General features: G+C 65.3%; 31 protein-coding genes. 2 read left to right on the forward strand and 29 right to left on the reverse strand.

The features are described from left to right. Positions 1-76: 76 nt before the first annotated feature. The 16 genes from ASF30_RS10260 to ASF30_RS10335 all read right to left on the reverse strand — a co-directional run bounded on the left by ASF30_RS10260 (position 77) and on the right by ASF30_RS10335 (position 6782). Positions 77-259, reverse strand: a complete 183-nt coding sequence (locus ASF30_RS10260) for a hypothetical protein (protein ID WP_055905660.1) — start codon at positions 257-259, stop codon at positions 77-79. A gap of 7 nt (positions 260-266) precedes the next feature. Continuing rightward, positions 267-524 carry a hypothetical protein gene (locus ASF30_RS10265; RefSeq protein WP_157497188.1) on the reverse strand — a complete coding sequence of 86 codons (258 nt, stop codon included), beginning with the start codon at positions 522-524 and terminating at the stop codon, positions 267-269. 87 nt (positions 525-611) lie between these two features. Then, complete coding sequence (locus ASF30_RS10270; RefSeq protein ID WP_055905666.1) at positions 612-1319, reverse strand: hypothetical protein; 708 nt, start codon at positions 1317-1319, stop codon at positions 612-614. Between the two features lie 5 nt (positions 1320-1324). Further along, positions 1325-1768 carry a hypothetical protein gene (locus tag ASF30_RS10275; RefSeq protein WP_055905669.1) on the reverse strand — a complete coding sequence of 148 codons (444 nt, stop codon included), beginning with the start codon at positions 1766-1768 and terminating at the stop codon, positions 1325-1327. Between the two features lie 13 nt (positions 1769-1781). Further along, a complete protein-coding gene (locus ASF30_RS10280; RefSeq protein ID WP_055905672.1) occupies positions 1782-2279 on the reverse strand; it encodes a hypothetical protein in 498 nt (165 codons plus the stop codon). 92 nt (positions 2280-2371) lie between these two features. Then, the gene (locus tag ASF30_RS10285) at positions 2372-2845 is read right to left on the reverse strand and encodes a hypothetical protein (protein ID WP_055905674.1); all 474 of its coding nucleotides are present in this window, start codon (positions 2843-2845) and stop codon (positions 2372-2374) included. Next, positions 2842-3243 carry a hypothetical protein gene (locus ASF30_RS10290; RefSeq protein ID WP_235480321.1) on the reverse strand — a complete coding sequence of 134 codons (402 nt, stop codon included), beginning with the start codon at positions 3241-3243 and terminating at the stop codon, positions 2842-2844. The genes ASF30_RS10285 and ASF30_RS10290 overlap by 4 nt, the downstream gene beginning before the upstream one ends. Continuing rightward, on the reverse strand, positions 3198-3494 hold the full coding sequence (locus ASF30_RS10295) for a hypothetical protein (protein ID WP_055905678.1): 297 nt from the start codon (positions 3492-3494) through the stop codon (positions 3198-3200). The genes ASF30_RS10290 and ASF30_RS10295 overlap by 46 nt, the downstream gene beginning before the upstream one ends. 320 nt (positions 3495-3814) lie before the next feature. Further along, positions 3815-4207: a hypothetical protein gene (locus ASF30_RS10300; RefSeq protein WP_055905681.1), complete on the reverse strand. Its 393-nt coding sequence runs from the start codon at positions 4205-4207 to the stop codon at positions 3815-3817. Next, complete coding sequence (locus ASF30_RS10305) at positions 4207-4506, reverse strand: hypothetical protein (RefSeq protein WP_055905685.1); 300 nt, start codon at positions 4504-4506, stop codon at positions 4207-4209. The genes ASF30_RS10300 and ASF30_RS10305 overlap by 1 nt, the downstream gene beginning before the upstream one ends. Next, positions 4506-4922: a hypothetical protein gene (locus ASF30_RS10310; RefSeq protein WP_055905688.1), complete on the reverse strand. Its 417-nt coding sequence runs from the start codon at positions 4920-4922 to the stop codon at positions 4506-4508. Before ASF30_RS10310 ends, ASF30_RS10305 begins: the two co-directional genes overlap by 1 nt. Then, positions 4919-5140, reverse strand: coding sequence for a hypothetical protein (locus ASF30_RS10315; protein ID WP_055905692.1), 222 nt, complete (start codon positions 5138-5140; stop codon positions 4919-4921). The genes ASF30_RS10310 and ASF30_RS10315 overlap by 4 nt, the downstream gene beginning before the upstream one ends. Further along, positions 5137-5508 carry a hypothetical protein gene (locus ASF30_RS10320; RefSeq protein WP_055905696.1) on the reverse strand — a complete coding sequence of 124 codons (372 nt, stop codon included), beginning with the start codon at positions 5506-5508 and terminating at the stop codon, positions 5137-5139. The genes ASF30_RS10315 and ASF30_RS10320 overlap by 4 nt, the downstream gene beginning before the upstream one ends. Next, positions 5505-5825 (reverse strand): hypothetical protein, encoded by a 321-nt coding sequence (locus tag ASF30_RS10325; protein ID WP_055905699.1) that lies wholly within the window; start codon positions 5823-5825, stop codon positions 5505-5507. Before ASF30_RS10325 ends, ASF30_RS10320 begins: the two co-directional genes overlap by 4 nt. 154 nt (positions 5826-5979) lie before the next feature. Next, a complete protein-coding gene (locus ASF30_RS10330; RefSeq protein ID WP_055905702.1) occupies positions 5980-6564 on the reverse strand; it encodes a hypothetical protein in 585 nt (194 codons plus the stop codon). Next, positions 6561-6782: a hypothetical protein gene (locus ASF30_RS10335; RefSeq protein WP_055905705.1), complete on the reverse strand. Its 222-nt coding sequence runs from the start codon at positions 6780-6782 to the stop codon at positions 6561-6563. The genes ASF30_RS10330 and ASF30_RS10335 overlap by 4 nt, the downstream gene beginning before the upstream one ends. Positions 6783-6976: 194 nt before the next feature. Here ASF30_RS10335 and ASF30_RS10340 point away from each other — a divergent pair, with 194 nt between their 5' ends. Next, entirely contained in the window at positions 6977-8017 is a 1041-nt protein-coding gene (locus tag ASF30_RS10340; RefSeq protein ID WP_055905708.1) for a hypothetical protein, read from the forward strand. A gap of 66 nt (positions 8018-8083) precedes the next feature. Here the strand turns inward: ASF30_RS10340 and ASF30_RS10345 are convergent, their stop codons facing one another. The 11 genes from ASF30_RS10345 to ASF30_RS10395 are packed head-to-tail and all read right to left on the reverse strand — an operon-like array spanning position 8084 to position 12951. Next, positions 8084-8581 (reverse strand): hypothetical protein, encoded by a 498-nt coding sequence (locus tag ASF30_RS10345; protein ID WP_055905711.1) that lies wholly within the window; start codon positions 8579-8581, stop codon positions 8084-8086. Next, positions 8574-9080 carry a hypothetical protein gene (locus ASF30_RS10350; protein WP_055905714.1) on the reverse strand — a complete coding sequence of 169 codons (507 nt, stop codon included), beginning with the start codon at positions 9078-9080 and terminating at the stop codon, positions 8574-8576. Before ASF30_RS10350 ends, ASF30_RS10345 begins: the two co-directional genes overlap by 8 nt. An 11-nt stretch (positions 9081-9091) precedes the next feature. Further along, the gene (locus tag ASF30_RS10355; protein ID WP_055905716.1) at positions 9092-9592 is read right to left on the reverse strand and encodes a hypothetical protein; all 501 of its coding nucleotides are present in this window, start codon (positions 9590-9592) and stop codon (positions 9092-9094) included. Next, on the reverse strand, positions 9589-9990 hold the full coding sequence (locus tag ASF30_RS22990; protein WP_055905719.1) for a hypothetical protein: 402 nt from the start codon (positions 9988-9990) through the stop codon (positions 9589-9591). The genes ASF30_RS10355 and ASF30_RS22990 overlap by 4 nt, the downstream gene beginning before the upstream one ends. Continuing rightward, entirely contained in the window at positions 9987-10325 is a 339-nt protein-coding gene (locus ASF30_RS10365; RefSeq protein WP_055905722.1) for a hypothetical protein, read from the reverse strand. The genes ASF30_RS22990 and ASF30_RS10365 overlap by 4 nt, the downstream gene beginning before the upstream one ends. After that, a complete protein-coding gene (locus tag ASF30_RS10370; RefSeq protein ID WP_055905725.1) occupies positions 10322-10594 on the reverse strand; it encodes a hypothetical protein in 273 nt (90 codons plus the stop codon). Before ASF30_RS10370 ends, ASF30_RS10365 begins: the two co-directional genes overlap by 4 nt. Beyond that, positions 10587-10979, reverse strand: coding sequence for a hypothetical protein (locus ASF30_RS10375; protein ID WP_055905728.1), 393 nt, complete (start codon positions 10977-10979; stop codon positions 10587-10589). The genes ASF30_RS10370 and ASF30_RS10375 overlap by 8 nt, the downstream gene beginning before the upstream one ends. Beyond that, the gene (locus ASF30_RS10380) at positions 10976-11362 is read right to left on the reverse strand and encodes a hypothetical protein (RefSeq protein WP_055905731.1); all 387 of its coding nucleotides are present in this window, start codon (positions 11360-11362) and stop codon (positions 10976-10978) included. Before ASF30_RS10380 ends, ASF30_RS10375 begins: the two co-directional genes overlap by 4 nt. Positions 11363-11412: 50 nt before the next feature. After that, positions 11413-11595 (reverse strand): hypothetical protein, encoded by a 183-nt coding sequence (locus ASF30_RS10385; protein ID WP_055905734.1) that lies wholly within the window; start codon positions 11593-11595, stop codon positions 11413-11415. 53 nt (positions 11596-11648) lie between these two features. After that, the gene (locus ASF30_RS10390; RefSeq protein ID WP_055905737.1) at positions 11649-12518 is read right to left on the reverse strand and encodes a hypothetical protein; all 870 of its coding nucleotides are present in this window, start codon (positions 12516-12518) and stop codon (positions 11649-11651) included. Positions 12519-12564: 46 nt separating this feature from the next. Next, positions 12565-12951: a hypothetical protein gene (locus ASF30_RS10395; protein ID WP_055905740.1), complete on the reverse strand. Its 387-nt coding sequence runs from the start codon at positions 12949-12951 to the stop codon at positions 12565-12567. A 75-nt stretch (positions 12952-13026) separates the two neighbouring features. Here ASF30_RS10395 and ASF30_RS10400 point away from each other — a divergent pair, with 75 nt between their 5' ends. Beyond that, positions 13027-13671 (forward strand): hypothetical protein, encoded by a 645-nt coding sequence (locus ASF30_RS10400; protein WP_055905743.1) that lies wholly within the window; start codon positions 13027-13029, stop codon positions 13669-13671. 10 nt (positions 13672-13681) lie between these two features. On the opposite strand, the gene ASF30_RS10405 is transcribed toward ASF30_RS10400, so the two are convergent. Both ASF30_RS10405 and ASF30_RS10410 read right to left on the reverse strand, forming a co-directional pair. Next, positions 13682-14242 (reverse strand): hypothetical protein, encoded by a 561-nt coding sequence (locus ASF30_RS10405; protein ID WP_055905746.1) that lies wholly within the window; start codon positions 14240-14242, stop codon positions 13682-13684. 63 nt (positions 14243-14305) lie between these two features. Next, positions 14306-14881: a hypothetical protein gene (locus tag ASF30_RS10410; RefSeq protein ID WP_055905749.1), complete on the reverse strand. Its 576-nt coding sequence runs from the start codon at positions 14879-14881 to the stop codon at positions 14306-14308. Positions 14882-14889 lie beyond the last annotated feature (8 nt).

Genomic DNA, 14889 nt, shown 5'->3' on the forward strand with positions numbered 1-14889 from the left:
CATGCGCGGATGGTGGATGTTGTGACGGGCTAGGGCGCGGTAGTTCGGATGGCCGCCCACGTCACCACATCGAGGATCACTTCCTGGATGCCCGCTCGCGCCGTCTCAGCACGATGCCGTACATCCCTTGGGTCGCAGCTACCGCCAGGAAGATCCACGCCAGCCATCGCTTGTCATCCTCGTAGATGAAGGCGAGCACGGAAAGCCCGGCCCAGACCAGCGTCAGCTGGAACTGGACACCGCTGGTGCGCCATGACATCTCGACGTCAGCTGTTTGAGGCGTACGCCTGAAGGTCCTGGTCGCTGTACCAGCCGGTGCGGCCGGTGGCGGGGAACAGCACCTGGGTGCGGCTAGCCTGCCGGCGGATGACCCACGCCCACGAGTCCGGTCCTGCGCCGACGTGCTGGACCTTCTCGTCCGTGTGCTCCGGCAGTTCGCTGTCGGGGAGCTGCGGACCGCCGGCGGTCATGATCACAACAGCAGGGGTGTCTGAAGGTCCGTCTGCGGACGGGTTCGAGGTCATGCTCTCTCCGAGTTCTGTGGATGATGTGGCGCCGGCGTCGACGAGGTCAGCGTAACGGCTACCCACTCACCGCCGCGGCGTGTGTGGTTAGGAGTTCTGTGCGGCGGCCGACAAGTCGTACACCACGTTCTTGCCTTCGAATCGGACGCCTGTGGCCAGCGGTGGGAGATTCTCAGTGAGCGGCGCCGCCGTTTCCAGGTTGACGTTCGCGGAGAACATACCCTGCTCCGATCTCTGGGTCAGGTACTGGATGACGTCCTGCTTCACCGTCGGGTACAGGTTCAGGTCGTCGAGGTCGATCTTCGCGAAAAGGTTCGCGTCCTTGTTGGTGGCGTCGGTGCCGAGGAAACCCATCTCCATGCCCGGGTCGCGGTCCCAGAACTGAAGGTAATGCGGGGCTACTCGGGAGAAGATAGAGATCGACCAGGTCGCGTAGCGCACCTCCGGGAGCGGCACAGTGTCCGTCAAGGCCTCATCACCGAGTGCCGGGTTCAGCAGCCCGCGGTACTTCACCGGCCTCTCGAACCGGAGGAAGCTGAGGTTGCTGTCGACTTCGAAACGGATAGCTTGCTGTGCCCTTAGGAACCGCTTGTTTCGTGCCTGGATGAAGAACCCGCCACCGACAATGAACAGTGGAAGGAACCCGACGGTGATGCCGAACCAGCGGACAGATTGGCTGAACAGATCCGTCGGGACGTCGTGCCGGTTCAACAAAGCGATCGCCGGAACCAAACACACCGAGACGATGGCAAGCAACCCGATTGAGATGAAGATGTCTGTTTTGCTGATGCGCATGTCGTTCAGCCTTTCGTCTCGTTGATCGCTTTCGCGAGGTTGATCGCGAGGGTGTTCGTTTCCGCCCAGTCCTCCGAATGGTTTGAGAGCGCCGCGCCGAGGATCTCGATCTGCGCGTTGATGATGTCGGGGCTGGACAAGCGGACGAGTCCAGAGGCTGCGTAGGCGTCGTTGCCGCCGAGTTTCGCCCACCGGACGACCGCCTTGCGGACGCGGGGGTGGACCGGGTAGTCGCGGACGATGTCGAGCTTGTTGATGGCTCGACCGATCTGCTCACGGCCGTAGATCTCAGGATGGGTGTTCAGGTCAAGCTCGCCGAAGTCACCGGTGGACCCGTCGTCGAACTTCACCCGGTACGACCACGGTTCAACGAGGTCGGTGACGGTGCCGCCCCGGCCGTCGACATGCCGGATGCGGTTGCCGGGGTGGAACTTGTCGATGTCGCTCATGCACGTTCTCGGTTCAGGTTGCGGGGCGGTCGTTGATCGCAGCGACGAGCTCGCCGACGAGATTCTCGTCGAACGTCCACATCAGCTTCGCGTCGTACGCCCACCATGCGTCAGTACGCCGGAGGTGGTCGTCGAGGTCTCCTGAGAACCGTCCTTCGAGGCGGGTGTACTCCGAAGCGTCAATGTGCGGCTCAGCGACCCAGTCGGAGAACGCTTCGATGGCCTGGTCGATCGACTGGGCGGGACCGGCGAAGTGCACGGGGACGGTGTTTCCGTCGCGGGTGACGTCTTTGCTGCGGGTGACGATCTCGCCGGCGGCGCGGAGCTCACGGAGGTGCCGGCCGGGGCTTTCGAACTCGGTCGCACCCATGTATTCCAGCTGCACGTGGGAGTCGAAACCGGTCTTGAACGTGCGGGCCTGCACGCCCATCCGATGCGTACGGTAGAACGAACGCGGGGTAGCCGGGTCGATGACGGGGGCGGCCGGTGTCTTCTGGAACGGGTTCTTCATGTCACCAACATGCGCGGACGCCGGTCGTCTTGTGCGGCGGCGCGCCGAGCCGTTGAGTCATGTCGGGCGCTCTGATGCGCTGCCAGGCTCCGTCAGTCTCCTGCAGACCGGACGAACTCTCGTCGGGTCGATTGGTCGTCAGGGTCACCGACGTTGATGACGAGCTTCACCGTGTTCGGGTCTGGCTCGATGACGATGATCAGGTTGCTGATCGTGGTGGGGTCGGACGGGTCGAGCTGGCCGTCGATCCAATCGAAGGTGATGTCGACCTGGGTGTCGTCGGTGGACGTCCGTTCCCAGACTCCTGCGCCAGATCGGTGCTTGCCTCGGAAGTTCCAGCCGATGACGTTGTCGATCGACGCCGTGCCGTCAGTGTTCAGGATGATCGTTTGGCCTTCGGCGGCGCCGATTCCCGACCATGATCCGGTGAGCTCGCCGTTCTCGACGAACCGGTCTGAAGCGACGATGTGCGTGAAGAGGAACGCTGCCACCGGGACCAGAACTAGCGCGGCGGCGCCGAGGAAGATCAGCAGAGGCGCATGGCGAGACCAGTCTGAGCGAGTCATCGCAGGCGCCGGCTTCCCACATGACCTGCGGCGCGAATCACTCGCCCGTCTCGGTCAAGCTGCGGCAACTCCGGGTACATTCCCGCGGTGGTCGTGTAGCCGGCACGGGATTCGCGGATCGCTTTGACCATCGCGGTGAAGTAGAAGACCAGGGTGAGCACGAAGGATGCGACAAGCAGGCCGATCAGGATGGACAGCCACCAGGTGACGGCCTCGGCGGTGCCGCCGACAGCGAAGTAGCCGATGAGGCACACCACGGTCAGGCTGAGCATCACGTGGGTGGTCGGGCGGAGCGGCCGCGCCCATTCGAACGCAGTCCAGCCTTTCAGCATCGGCGTATCAGTGTCCGTGGTCACGCCGTTGCCAGAGCGTGCTGCTGCAGCGCCGCCTCCGAGCATGTCGGGCAGTAGCGGGCGGTCTCGTGCTGGTTCGCCAGCATGTGCGGGAGCCGATCGAAGTCGACGATGAGGGTGTCCCAGGCAACCTCGGCGCCGCACAGGGCGAGGGTATCCGCACCGCCGCCCTGCTTCATGCCCACTTCTGTGAGCTGACGGATGTGGTTCGGGCTGGTCGGGGTGGCGGTGACTCGTTCACAGAACGCAAACACCGGACCGGCCGGCTTGGCGGTCTTCTTCTTGATGCCGAACACGGGTCTCCTCAGAGGTGGCAGACCGGCTCGTGCCGGCGTCTTCTTCACCACCATCATGCGCGGTAGGCGACAGTTCCGTCGACAGCCTGAGCTCAGCGGTCACCTGTGGCGAGGACGGTGAACTCGGCGCCCTCCATGAAATCGGCTAGGCGGTAGCTGGTCATCGTGTCACGCTCACCGGTCACCGACCAGACGAGACCGTTGCTGCCCCACTGCTCCTCGCGGAGGGCGACGACAGTCTTCGATGAGAAGGACGGGTGGGTGGGTGGCCATGACGACGGCGCCTACGGTCATCGTCTGCAGCGCGTTGGCGGGGATCTTCATAGGTGCTCCTCAGGGTTGTAGTCGGCGGCGAGCTGGATGCCGTCCTGGTGGTCGACAAAAGTGGGGTTCGGGTAGCCGTGGCGGAGGCTCCAGAATGTCACGCCGTCCCGCCTGTTCTTCGCCGGGTCGGCTTCGGTCTTCTTTGATCCGCCGATGGACCTCAGCGGGATCTTCCCGCCCATGCTGACGCCGCCCGCGTAGCGGTGCAGCACCTTGCCGGCGCCGACGGTGACAGCGGCGTCCTTCGGGAACCCGAGGAACAGATCGACGGGCCGGAGGGTGTGGTCACGGCGGAGATGACCCTTGATGGCGTCGACGGCTTCAGCGTCGGTGTCTCCGACGCGTTCCCCTCCGCACACCGGGCAGGTCCGGGCGATCAGAGCATCCATCAGCAGACCGGCATCTGCGCAGGCGCAGTGGAGCGGCCTGTACGGGCATCGTGGTGGTCGGCGATCCGGTCCATCACATGAATGATCAGGATGACGGTGCCCATGAGCGCGGCGGCCGCCACACCAGCCCCCACGGGGAAGGTGATGACCGTCGACCAGTCATCATTCAACGGGCCGGTGATGAGCGCGCCTGTCGTGATGGCGACAGCTGTGAGGAGGATCGTGGCACCAGTGAACGCCGCCCCGAACCGAGCACTGGAGCGGAGGTCATCCGCGCGGCGTTCCTCGGGTGAGAGCATCAGCTTTCCTCGCCGAGCTCGTCGGAGAGAGACATCAGCTCATGGAGTGCCTGCCTGCGCTTCTCCTGTTGAGGTTCGCCGTCCCGGTAGTACGGGTTGGGGATCCTCCCGCCGCCGATAGCGACGGCGTGCTGGTCGATGTACCCGTCGAGAGGTCCGTCGTCGGCCTGGACGCGCTTCATCGCGTGGTCGATGACCGCGTGGCGGCCCTCGTCGAACTTCTTCGCGTCGCGGAGTCGGAGCCAGTCGGAGTCGAGGATCGCGGCGACGATCCGGTCGCGGTCCTGGACGGACATGAACGTGGTGACGGACCGGGCGAGCCCGTCCCCTTCGGTGAACGATGCGGTGATCGTGTCGTAGCCGATGGCGCCGCCCAGGTCGACCTCGTCGGCGATGCGCTGGTAGTCGATGCTCATGCTGGTTGCTCTTTCCGGTGGGTGCGGAGGTGGGCGCGCATCTTCATGCGGGACAGGAATGCCGGCTCGCGGCTCTCTGCGGGGTCGAGACCGCCGGTGACGTAGCCGCATCGGCATTGGATTTCAGTGCGGGCGGCGAGGAAGTAGGACGCGTACGCGAAGGCGAGGTAGATGACGGGGAACGCGATGAACCCGATGAGGATGCCGAGCCAGATCATGCGTTGCTCCAGGTGAGGATAGGCGCCCAGATCTGGCGTCCGTTGTGGAAGGTGATGGTGGATTTGCGGCGGCGGGCCCGCTGGACACGGGATCCGTGCCGGCCGACGGCCTTCACAGGCATCGACGGTTTCGCCCGCCCTGCCGGATGGACAGCCGACCAGCCGGGGACGTGGTCGCAAGGGCAGGCGATCTGCCCCCAACCGCCGGTGACCTTGCCGTCGAGGACTTCGTCGGTGCAGTTGCCCCACGCGCACAGGATCCTGGTTGCACGGTCGCGGTCGGCGCGGAGCTGGGCCATCCTCTGCTCGTGGGTGACCTCCGGCATGCGGCGTTCCTGCCTGGCCTCGGTCTTCGTCTTCCGGGTCATCGGTCCACCTCAACGGTGGCGTCCGGGTGGGCGTTGCAGGCGTCGAGCAGGTCGTGGAGGAACAGCAGGGTCGTCTTCACGGTGCCCCACTTGTTGTCGGGGACGTACTGTTCGTGGTGCTCGGGGCGCGCTTCGATGTCGGCGATCGCCGGGGCGAGAGCGGCAGCGAACTCAGCGGCGGTCTTCCCGTGGAACTCTGCGATGTCGCAGCCTGCGTCACGCCACATCTGCGAGGTGTTCCGGGTGTGGTTGCGCCAGTACAGGTCCTCGAAGAGGCCTTCGCTGTTCTCAGCGACCAAGGTGACGTCGTAGCTCATCGTTCAGAGTTCCTTCCTTCTCCCACCACCATGTGCGGATCCCCGCCGATTCGGGGACAGGAAAGCCCCGCGGCGCTGGGCCGCGGGGACTCTCCATGGGAAACAGCAGGAGACTTTGTTCCTGCACAGCCTTCAGGCATGTGGCAACCGACGGTCACACGCCGACGAGGTGCATCTGCGCTCTCCGCCCGATTGCTTCCAGTTCCGCGGCGAGATCGTCGAACAGCATCCGGTCCCATGCGACACCTGGCAGCAGGAAGTCCAGCTGCGCCGAGATGACCTCCACGTCGGCGCCGATGCCGACGACGAACGGGACGGTGGCGGGGAACGGAGCGTCAGACACTGCCGCCCACCGTTGCTTCTGGTCTTCGATCGCGGTGAGCGCGTCGTGGAGGTCGTCCACCTGCATCCCCGGTTTCAGCAGCAGGGTGCCCTGCTGGAGGAGGTCTTGGCGGCGGCCGAACCCCATCCCGCGGCGGGCAGCCCGGGTGGGTGCGGCGGCAGCGATCATGGTGCGGAGGTCGACGGCCGTCGCGATCGGACGGAACTGCCACAAGGTGCGTTCGATGTCGCGGAGCAGCCACAGCCGGTCTCGCATGTCCGCGAACATGGTGAACGGATGCAGGCCGGCTTCGCCGATGAGCTCTGCAGCGTTCTCTACCAACATGGTGAGCCGGGAGGCGATCACTGCCGGGTCGGCGGCAACGGTGAGGGTCCGGGCGCTGAGCCTGGTGTTCATCGGCCGAGTGAGGCGACGTCCGTGAGCTCGTACATGTAGATGGTTCCGACGCTGTCGGCGCCGGTCATCCAGCGGGACTCGACGATGAACTCGCGGCCTTTGCCGTCCTGGATGCGGGAGCCGTGCATCAGCTTCCGGTGGGTGCGGATCTGGTCGACGTAGCCGAGAGCGTCCTTGTGGACGGTGTCGAGCGGGGCGGTGAGGGTCGGAGCGGACACGTGTGTCTCCTTGGGTGCGGCGGGGTGGTGCAGGGTCATCGAAAGGGCATGTGGCGACCCGGAGACCGATGTCGGTGGCGCACAGGAGACTCGGAGCTCACTCCCGGACTGGGGCATGTCGTTGACCGAACAACGGCGCCGCCGTCCGTAATGTGCGAACCTGACCGCCGCTCCACCAGCAGAAAGATGTCTCCTTGACAGCCATCCAAGAACCACAGCAAGCCGACCAGCCCGGATCTCCCGACAGGACCGGGAAGAACCGGAAGGCGATCATCGTCTCCGTCGCCGCCGCCGTCGTCCTCGCGATCATCGCGGTGATCGTCATGGTCACCGCCTCGAACCAGAAGCCCGACGCGGAAGCCACCGCCCAGAACTTCGTCAACGCCCTCGCCGCCGGCGACGCGGACACCGTGGCGAAGCTGACCAGCGCTGACGATGTGCCCAAGGCGTCGGTCGCGGCGTTCGCCGGCGCCAAGTCGTACATCACCGACGTGAAGCTGAAGGCTGCACCGGAGAAGCCGAACACGGACAAGTCCATCTCTCGGGAGCTCACCTACACGCTGGATGGCAAGAAAGGGTCCGCCGTGTTCAACGTGAAGCCCGGCAAGGACGACACATGGTCGGTGGTACCCGTGTACATGGGCGGTGTCACCGGCTGGGGAGTCACCGATGGTGTGGTGACCGCAACCGTCGGAGGCCAGAGCATCGCCGACGCTGACCGACTCCTGCCTGCCGTGTACCCGATCACAGCCAGCACCGACTCGCCGTACTACAGCGTCACAGACGCTGACACCGTCGCTGTGTTCTCCGACCCGAACGACCCGTTCTCCGTCTCAGAGCAGAACACCGACGCCATCAGCGCGAAGCTGAACGACCAGTTCGCGGCGATCATCACCGACTGCGTCTCCACCGACGACGCCAACCCGGACGGATGTGGGTTCACCGCCGACATCGTTTTCGCCATGGATGACCCGGACGCGACCATGGACTGGAACATCGTCAAGGAGCCCACTTTGGCTCTGACCGACAAGTACGCCCTCTACAACATCGAAGGCAGCTTCAGCGCTGAAGGCCAGGTGGCCCACCCGGACTTCACCACGTTCCTCGATGAGTTCGAGTACGGGTTCGTCGGGAACTGGGACTGGAAGGACGGAGAGCCGACCATCACCAACCTGGAACGGGACGATAACTCCTACACCTTCAACGGGGACACGACGGTCGCCATCACAAACTGATCATCCACAAATGATGAACGCCGCCTCGACACTGTCAGGGCGGCGTTCTTCGTTGAGGCGCGCGTATCAGGCGCCGTCAACGGCGACTCGGTACGAGCTGGTGATCGCCGCCAGTCGGCTGTCGTTGAGGCGGTGAATGGTGGCGATCGCAGTCGCCCAGGTGACGCCGTATGTGCCGGCGATGTGGTGGGCGAGGGCTGTGGATCTGACATCACCGCCGTTTGCCAGGATCCAGGCGAGGATCTCGTCGGTGTTCACACCTGCTCGCTCGTCCGCGAGCTTGCGGTTGAGTTCAGCGGCCCCGCGAAGGCGTTCCTGCTGTCGTTGTTCTGCACCGGGCAGCGGCACTCCAGGCCGCAAGCCGAGCGCCACCCTCAGGATGATCTCCAGCGTGTCTGCGGCGTCGGACAGTCCACCGTTGTAGCCGCGGTCGAAGACTGTCCTGACCGGCTTGCCGGTGCGGAAGGTGTCGGCGAGCTCGATGATCGCCTCCACCAGTTGCCCATGGGCTGCGTGCGGTTGGGTGTTCTCGGAAGTGAGCTCAGCGATCGTCGGTTCAGGCATAGTCGGTGTCCTCGTCGTAGTAGCCGACCATGAACTTCATTATCTGTCGGCCGCGGAACACAGTCACTTCCTGCTTCCGGCGCCGGGCCCTTTGGACACGGGAGCCGTGACGGCCGACAGCTTTCACCGGCATGGATGGCTTACCCATCCCGGCCGGCCATTCGCTGTTCCAGCCGGGGGTGTTGTCGCAGGGGCAGCCGGGCTGACCGAACCCGCCGGTCACCTTCCCCTGCTCGTCGAGGGAGACGGTGCAGCTGCCCCACGCACAGGTCACGTGTGAGCCGTTCCTACGGCGTGCGCGTGCCTGCTCCTTGGCAGCCGCGCGGAGCTGTCCACCGAACGCAGGGTGGTTGGAGTCCATGCCGAGCTGCTCGGCGAGCTTCGACTCGTACGCCGGTTCGTAGCCCGGCTGCTCGGTGAGGGCCTTGAACGCAGCCATCTCCGGGGTTCGCCAATATCGGACGTCGTACCGGATGCGGGTCTTGCTCTTCCTGGTCACGAGGCTGCCTTTCAGCGGGAAGTGGGGATCGGGTCACCGTCGAGGTCGGTCGGCGGTGCGATGTCGTCGAGGCTGAACGTCACCTCGGCCGGTGCGAACCAGCCGTGGTGGCGGATCACGGCTTCGGAGATCACGTCGTCGACCGTCTTGCAGTGCTTCTCAGCGAGCTGCTCGGCGAGGATCGTGGCGGCCGGGGACAGTTTCACGACGGACGGGTCACGGTCGTACCATTCGACGTAGTCGCCGAGGCGTTGGAAGTAGCGGCCGAGCCCGGTCACCTGAGCCCAAGCCGGGCCGAGGTTGGCACGGTCAGCTCCGAGCTCCGCGACCGCGTCACCGAGCATGTGCTCGTTGTGAGTGTGGTCGGCGAGGGCGTGAAGGACCGCAGCGACCTGGTTCCGGGTCGGCGCCGGATCACCGTGCAGGTACACAGGGCTGGACAGCTTCTGGGCTTCCAGCAGACGATCAGCAGGGTGCTGGCCGGCGAGGACGAACGGGTCGAGGTCGGTCATCGGGTTCCTCTCGGGGCGAGCTCGAACGCGACGGCCTGGAGCGCGTCGATGGTGTCGGCTTCCGGGTCATGCAGGTAGTCGGTGATGATGGCGCGGGCTGCAGCGATCTGGTCGCGCAGGACGGCGTTCTCGGCAGCCGGGTCGGGATCGGCCGGCGCTGGCAGCGTCAGGATTCGGGTTTCGAAGTCGAGGTTGACCGCGCCGGTGTTCTTCGCGTAACTGAGGCCGAACTTCGCCTGGGATACGGTGGTGCCGGCGGTCAGCGCCAGCTCGCGGAGTGCTTCGCTGACAGTGATGCCGGGGTTCCTTCCGACGATCTCCACCATGAGGTCTTTCATCGCCTCGAGGTGCTCGATCTGCTCGGTGCGGAGCATGTCGTCGATGGTCTTGAGGTTCACGCCTTGGCCGCCTTCCGGGTGCTGCGGATGTCCCGGCGAAGCGCACGACGGTAAGCGCGGCGGAAGCCGAGCTCGTGCAGGTCTCCGGGGATCCGCGACCAGATGGCGCGTTTCGCATTGGACCCGTGCGACTGGTCGTCCCAGCCGAGGGCCCGGGCGATCGAGTCGATGTCGGCCACAGCTTCAGCGGCCGCGTCGCGGGTACGGGTCACCCAGTCGTCGAAGTCGAGATCGCCGGCATCCAAACGTTTCTGCGCGTACCGGCGGATCTTGTCGACGGCGTTCCGGGCTTCGCGGAGTTCAGCGAACCCCGCAGGGAAGGTTGGGCCGCTCATCGGTCGCCTCCGTCGTCGGGGTCTGTGGGAGACGTGACTTCGTAGGTGACGAGAAGTTCGGCGGCGTTCGCCAGGTATCGAAGTTCCGTCAGCGTCATGTCGAAGGAGCCGGCGAGGTACGCGCGGGCGACGGGTTCCGTGACGCCGAGGCGCTCTGCGATGACGTCGAGCGGGACGGTTGTGGCGTCGCGGATCTGTTCGAGCAGTTCCACCTGGGCTGAGTAGTTGCCGACGGCGGTGTCAACGGCAGCATCGGTGAGATCAGACATCGGCGGTCTCCTGCTCTTGGACGATTGCTGCGATGTCGCTGCGAAGCTGGCGGTTCTCGGCGTGCAGCTCCCGGTTGCGGGCGACTGTCACAGACTCTGTCGAGGTGGAGCGGGCGTACACACGGATGAGGTGCATGATCCCGACGGCGCCGCGCGCCATCTCCAGGTTCTTCGGCGCCCACGCGCGACGGAGCCTTTCGGCGATCTCGGTTGCGTCAGACAATGCTGTGGAGCGCGCTTCAGCGATCTCGGCTGCCGCGCCAGCACGGAGTCTGGTGATCTCGGCGACGAGATCGTCGTAGTCGGGGCGGGGTGTGCCGAAGCAGCCGCCGCAGTCGCACCCGGTGACCGGGAGGGTGTCGTGCGGAACGAGCTCGAAAGTCATCGGCCGGCCAGGAGGGCGCCGGCGGCGACACCGGCGGCGTACGCGTCCGACTGCACTTTCAGGAGCCCGGCGAGGACTCCCTCTTCGTTGTCGACGAGGCTGACCTTGCCTTCCTCGCTGCGGAGCGGGTACGTGTGCGCGTTCTTCGCCACCTGATACTTGACCAGCAGCTCACGCTGCAGGGCGTTTCCGATGTCGGGAACAGTTTCCCCGTTGACGGCGCCGGCGATCATGCCGGTGCGCATGATCCCTGTGCTCATCCGCTGGTACCACGGGGTGGCGATCAGCCTGACGACACCGTTCGCGATCGTGACGGCGGTGATGTCACGGGCGCGGCCGATCACGGACTTGTCCTGAACGGGCCTGCGCTTGGGCTTGGGCATGGTGTGCTCTCCTGATCGGCGGTGTTGATCCGCCACCTACATGTGCGGAATCAGCGGGTGCTGACGAGGAGGATCGACTGCCCGGCCGGGACTTCGTGGAGCCGGAGGCCGAGCGTGTCGAACGCGTCGGAGATCACCGTCTCCGGGGTGTCCGGCCCGATGCCGAGGACGGCATCCAGGTCGGCGGTGTCAGCGAGGGCATGCGCGAGGTCGCGGATGGCGGCAGCGGTCATGGTCGTGGTCCTCCAGTGCGGGTGGGTTCGCAGAGGAGCCATGTGGCGACCGGTCAGCTGGCGGGGGAACGCTCGATCCACGCACTGTCGGAGTGGTGCGCCCACTTCTTGCCGGTGATGACGTACTCGGCGGCGCCGGGGTGCAGCCCGGCGGTCACCTTCCGGCGGCCGCCCTCGACGGTGACGGTCCACACCTGACGCGGGTCGTACTGGGAGGCGGCAGACTCGTCGACGGTGGTGGGGACGCTGTTCTCGATGCGCGGCTCGTAGATGCTGTAGAACTTACCGAGCGACGGGACGAGGTTCTCGTCGTACCCGTTATCGGCGCAGTACGCCTCGAGCTCATCAGCGAACTTGCCGTCCGGGAGGATGTCCTGCGCCCAGAGGACGCCGGTGTTGCCGGACATCTCCTTGGAGACCTGCTCCCAGGAGAGCCCGTTGGTGATGTGCAGGTTGTTCCAGACGGACACGGAGCTGGGAGACCAGATGTTGCCGGCGAGTTCGGCCCCGTGCCTGCTGAAGAACTTCTTGATGGTCTGCTCGTTCTCGCGGACCCACAGGCGGCCGCGGAGCACAGCCTCGGGGCTGTCCTGGTCGCCGCCGCGGGAGGCGGCGATCTGGTCCCAGATGGCCAGGTCGGGGAACGTGACAGTGACCTTCGCCATGTGAGGGTCGGAGGATGCGATGTTGACGCTGACGGCGGCCGCGCCGGGGATGACGGATTCGACGTCAGGCTGCCCGTCGTCACCGGCTTCCAGCCACCACTTCTCCTTCAGAAGCGCTGTGAAGTCGGTGGTGAACGGGTCGGCGGTCACAGTCACCTCGGCCGCGGAGTTCTCGACCCCGTAGAACTGGCCGGACCCGTCGGGGTTGCGGACGATGTCCTCAGGGGTTCGGTTCGAGCGGCGGCGGAAGATTTCCATGATGCCTAAGTATGCGGCGCGGTCCAACACCCGCGAGGTTCAACCGTCAGCTCTGCGGCCGGAACCCGACCGTGTTCCCCATCAACGCCGTCGGCATCCCCTGCGTCGTCTCGAACACCGGGTACAGGTTCGCGCTGTCGCCAGGGTCGGCGATCGCCTCCTCCACCGTCAGGTCGATCTGCGACGCGAACCGGGTCGCCTTGAACCCGAGCAGCGAATACAGGTACAGGCTCTCCGACTTCACCGGCTTCGGAAGCTTCCCGGACTCCTCGACGAGGAACGACTCGACCGCGCCATCGACGTAGGCGACATCAAGCTGCCACAAGGCCGGGCCATCCGCAGTCGGTTCGAGGCGGAGCTCAGCATCGGACAGGTTCTGCTTCCCGTACCGGCCGTTCGGCTGCCGGGCGTCCTCCTGGTCGTGATCCGTCATCGGAGCCTCCTCTTTCAAAGCCTAGGTGTGTGGCCGGCGATCTCAGATGTCCGCAGCAGGTGCCAGTATGAGCGGATGCGCCGAACCCCACTCCTGCTGCTCAGCATCGCCGCCCTCCTGGCTCTCGCTGCATGCACAGCCGCGCCCGAAGCCACGGACGTCGAGCCCGCAAGCACGCCAAAGATGTTCGTCGCGCGCACGCCGACGCCAATACCGACACCCGACCGAGGTGAGACCCATCCCGGCCAAGTGGCAAGGCTTTGCGTAGACGCGCTCGGCGACAGTGCGCAGGCCACCGCCTACGACCTCGAACAAGTCGGCTTGACGTTCAACGGCGACGACACCTTCACGGTTCGCTGGGCCTACGACACCGGAGTGGACTACTCACCGACCGACAACGTGGAGTATTCAATCGGCCTGAAGCCGCTGTCCGGAGAGAACGGATACACCGACCTGACCACGTTCATCGGCGGCGGCGAGAGGATCAGCACCACAATCTGGGGTGGACCACTCGATGTAGGGAAATCGGACCTCAACGACTACTCGTACGATGTGGGCACTGGATACGCAGCCTTCACCTACCAGACCAAATACATCGAACAGCTGGGCCCGTCATTCACGTGGTCCGCGCACGTCGTCTACAACCAGAACGGGCATGACGAATGCGGGACTACAGAGCAGACGCTCGATTGGGACACCGGCTGGCTGGTCTACGAGTGAAGCGCGGCCGCTAGACGCTCGGCAGCTCTTCGCCCTCAGCCGGCTCGTCTACCTTGTCGGAGATCCGGTCCTTCAGCTTCCGCTTCAGGGCCGGTCCGTATTTGTAGATCAGGAAAGCGCTGGCTGCGGTGGCTGCAACCCCGCCGACGATGAGACCGAGGTGCTTCAGGTCGATCTCCGGGCGCTCCAGTGATTCGCTAGCTGACTGGGCTGCACGGTAGGCGGCGTCGGCTGCGTCCTGTGCTGCTTTCGTGGCCGCTCTTGTTGCGGCGCTCTGCGCGGCGACGGCGGCTTCTGCTGCTGCGATCTTCTCCGGGGAGACGTTGAGTGCGTCGACGATGCTGGAGTCGAAGGTGGTCACGTCCCAGTACTTGTTGTAGACCGAAGAGGTCCCGCCGGGGCCTCGATGGTGGGAGGTTTCAACTCCGAACGTCTCGCCTTTCGGAGTTAGGCCGTATGCGCCCGGTTTGCCGTAGAGGATGTCTTCGTCCTTCAGCAGGTGGTTCATCACGCGTGCTGAGACGCCGTAGATGCGGCCAAGGGCCGTGGCTGTGTACCCGCGGTCGCTCATCGTCGTTTCCTCCGTCGTCTGGCTAAGTGGTCATCATCCTATGGTCGCCCGGCGACACCTCGGTCAGCCGCCGAACCGTTCCGGCAGTCCGTCCGGGTGGAGCAGGTTGATGATCTCCTGGCATTCGCGGCACCAGCCGCCCGCGCGGGGCGGGTGCGGGCAGCCCTCGGTGATGCGGGTGGTGGCCGCGTCGATGCGTGCCTGCAGGGTGCCAGCGAACCCGGTGGTGGTCTCGAGGGTGTCAGCGATGGCTGTGATGTGCTTCGCTGCGCCGGCTTCGATGACGTAGCAGCCGAACTCTGGGTAGCACTTCGTGCGGACGTCGTGTCCGTGCGCTGCCTCCCAGGCGGCGAGCTTGTCGGTGTCGTACGGCAGCTCAGTGCCCAGCTTCTCGTCACGGTCGAACGCGACGTACTCGGTGGGGATGCCGTCGACTTCGCCGCGGGCTGATGCGATCAGGCTGGCGATGTGGTCCGGGTCGAGGGCGTCGATTGCGGCGAGAGCTGCTGCCGCGTGACGGTACTGCTCGACGGCGAGAAGGGCGTCCCGGGCGAGTGAGTAGGTGGTGACGGATTCGGGGGTCGATGACGACATCCGGTGGGCCCGGGCGAGGCGGGCGAGGATGTCGATGTCTTCCATGTCTCCTA

Origin of the sequence: Leifsonia sp. Leaf264, from assembly GCF_001422325.1 — a bacterium.
Classification (GTDB): Bacteria; Actinomycetota; Actinomycetes; order Actinomycetales; family Microbacteriaceae; genus Orlajensenia.

Coding starts and splice junctions, on each gene's coding strand:
- ASF30_RS10325 (WP_055905699.1), bottom strand. CDS start 5,825: ATGAGCTACGACGTCACCTTGGTCGCTGAGAACAGCGAAGGCCTCTTC.
- ASF30_RS10405 (WP_055905746.1), bottom strand. CDS start 14,242: ATGAGCGACCGCGGGTACACAGCCACGGCCCTTGGCCGCATCTACGGC.
- ASF30_RS10305 (WP_055905685.1), bottom strand. CDS start 4,506: ATGCTCTCACCCGAGGAACGCCGCGCGGATGACCTCCGCTCCAGTGCT.
- ASF30_RS10380 (WP_055905731.1), bottom strand. CDS start 11,362: ATGCCCAAGCCCAAGCGCAGGCCCGTTCAGGACAAGTCCGTGATCGGC.
- ASF30_RS10260 (WP_055905660.1), bottom strand. CDS start 259: ATGTCATGGCGCACCAGCGGTGTCCAGTTCCAGCTGACGCTGGTCTGG.
- ASF30_RS10385 (WP_055905734.1), bottom strand. CDS start 11,595: ATGACCGCTGCCGCCATCCGCGACCTCGCGCATGCCCTCGCTGACACC.
- ASF30_RS10400 (WP_055905743.1), top strand. CDS start 13,027: ATGCGCCGAACCCCACTCCTGCTGCTCAGCATCGCCGCCCTCCTGGCT.
- ASF30_RS10375 (WP_055905728.1), bottom strand. CDS start 10,979: ATGACTTTCGAGCTCGTTCCGCACGACACCCTCCCGGTCACCGGGTGC.
- ASF30_RS10365 (WP_055905722.1), bottom strand. CDS start 10,325: ATGAGCGGCCCAACCTTCCCTGCGGGGTTCGCTGAACTCCGCGAAGCC.
- ASF30_RS10320 (WP_055905696.1), bottom strand. CDS start 5,508: ATGACCCGGAAGACGAAGACCGAGGCCAGGCAGGAACGCCGCATGCCG.
- ASF30_RS10345 (WP_055905711.1), bottom strand. CDS start 8,581: ATGCCTGAACCGACGATCGCTGAGCTCACTTCCGAGAACACCCAACCG.
- ASF30_RS10330 (WP_055905702.1), bottom strand. CDS start 6,564: ATGAACACCAGGCTCAGCGCCCGGACCCTCACCGTTGCCGCCGACCCG.
- ASF30_RS10275 (WP_055905669.1), bottom strand. CDS start 1,768: ATGAGCGACATCGACAAGTTCCACCCCGGCAACCGCATCCGGCATGTC.
- ASF30_RS10410 (WP_055905749.1), bottom strand. CDS start 14,881: ATGGAAGACATCGACATCCTCGCCCGCCTCGCCCGGGCCCACCGGATG.
- ASF30_RS10315 (WP_055905692.1), bottom strand. CDS start 5,140: ATGATCTGGCTCGGCATCCTCATCGGGTTCATCGCGTTCCCCGTCATC.
- ASF30_RS10390 (WP_055905737.1), bottom strand. CDS start 12,518: ATGGAAATCTTCCGCCGCCGCTCGAACCGAACCCCTGAGGACATCGTC.
- ASF30_RS10370 (WP_055905725.1), bottom strand. CDS start 10,594: ATGTCTGATCTCACCGATGCTGCCGTTGACACCGCCGTCGGCAACTAC.
- ASF30_RS10300 (WP_055905681.1), bottom strand. CDS start 4,207: ATGGATGCTCTGATCGCCCGGACCTGCCCGGTGTGCGGAGGGGAACGC.
- ASF30_RS10290 (WP_235480321.1), bottom strand. CDS start 3,243: ATGCTCGGAGGCGGCGCTGCAGCAGCACGCTCTGGCAACGGCGTGACC.
- ASF30_RS10310 (WP_055905688.1), bottom strand. CDS start 4,922: ATGAGCATCGACTACCAGCGCATCGCCGACGAGGTCGACCTGGGCGGC.
- ASF30_RS10265 (WP_157497188.1), bottom strand. CDS start 524: ATGACCTCGAACCCGTCCGCAGACGGACCTTCAGACACCCCTGCTGTT.
- ASF30_RS10280 (WP_055905672.1), bottom strand. CDS start 2,279: ATGAAGAACCCGTTCCAGAAGACACCGGCCGCCCCCGTCATCGACCCG.
- ASF30_RS10270 (WP_055905666.1), bottom strand. CDS start 1,319: ATGCGCATCAGCAAAACAGACATCTTCATCTCAATCGGGTTGCTTGCC.
- ASF30_RS10355 (WP_055905716.1), bottom strand. CDS start 9,592: ATGACCGACCTCGACCCGTTCGTCCTCGCCGGCCAGCACCCTGCTGAT.
- ASF30_RS10285 (WP_055905674.1), bottom strand. CDS start 2,845: ATGACTCGCTCAGACTGGTCTCGCCATGCGCCTCTGCTGATCTTCCTC.
- ASF30_RS10395 (WP_055905740.1), bottom strand. CDS start 12,951: ATGACGGATCACGACCAGGAGGACGCCCGGCAGCCGAACGGCCGGTAC.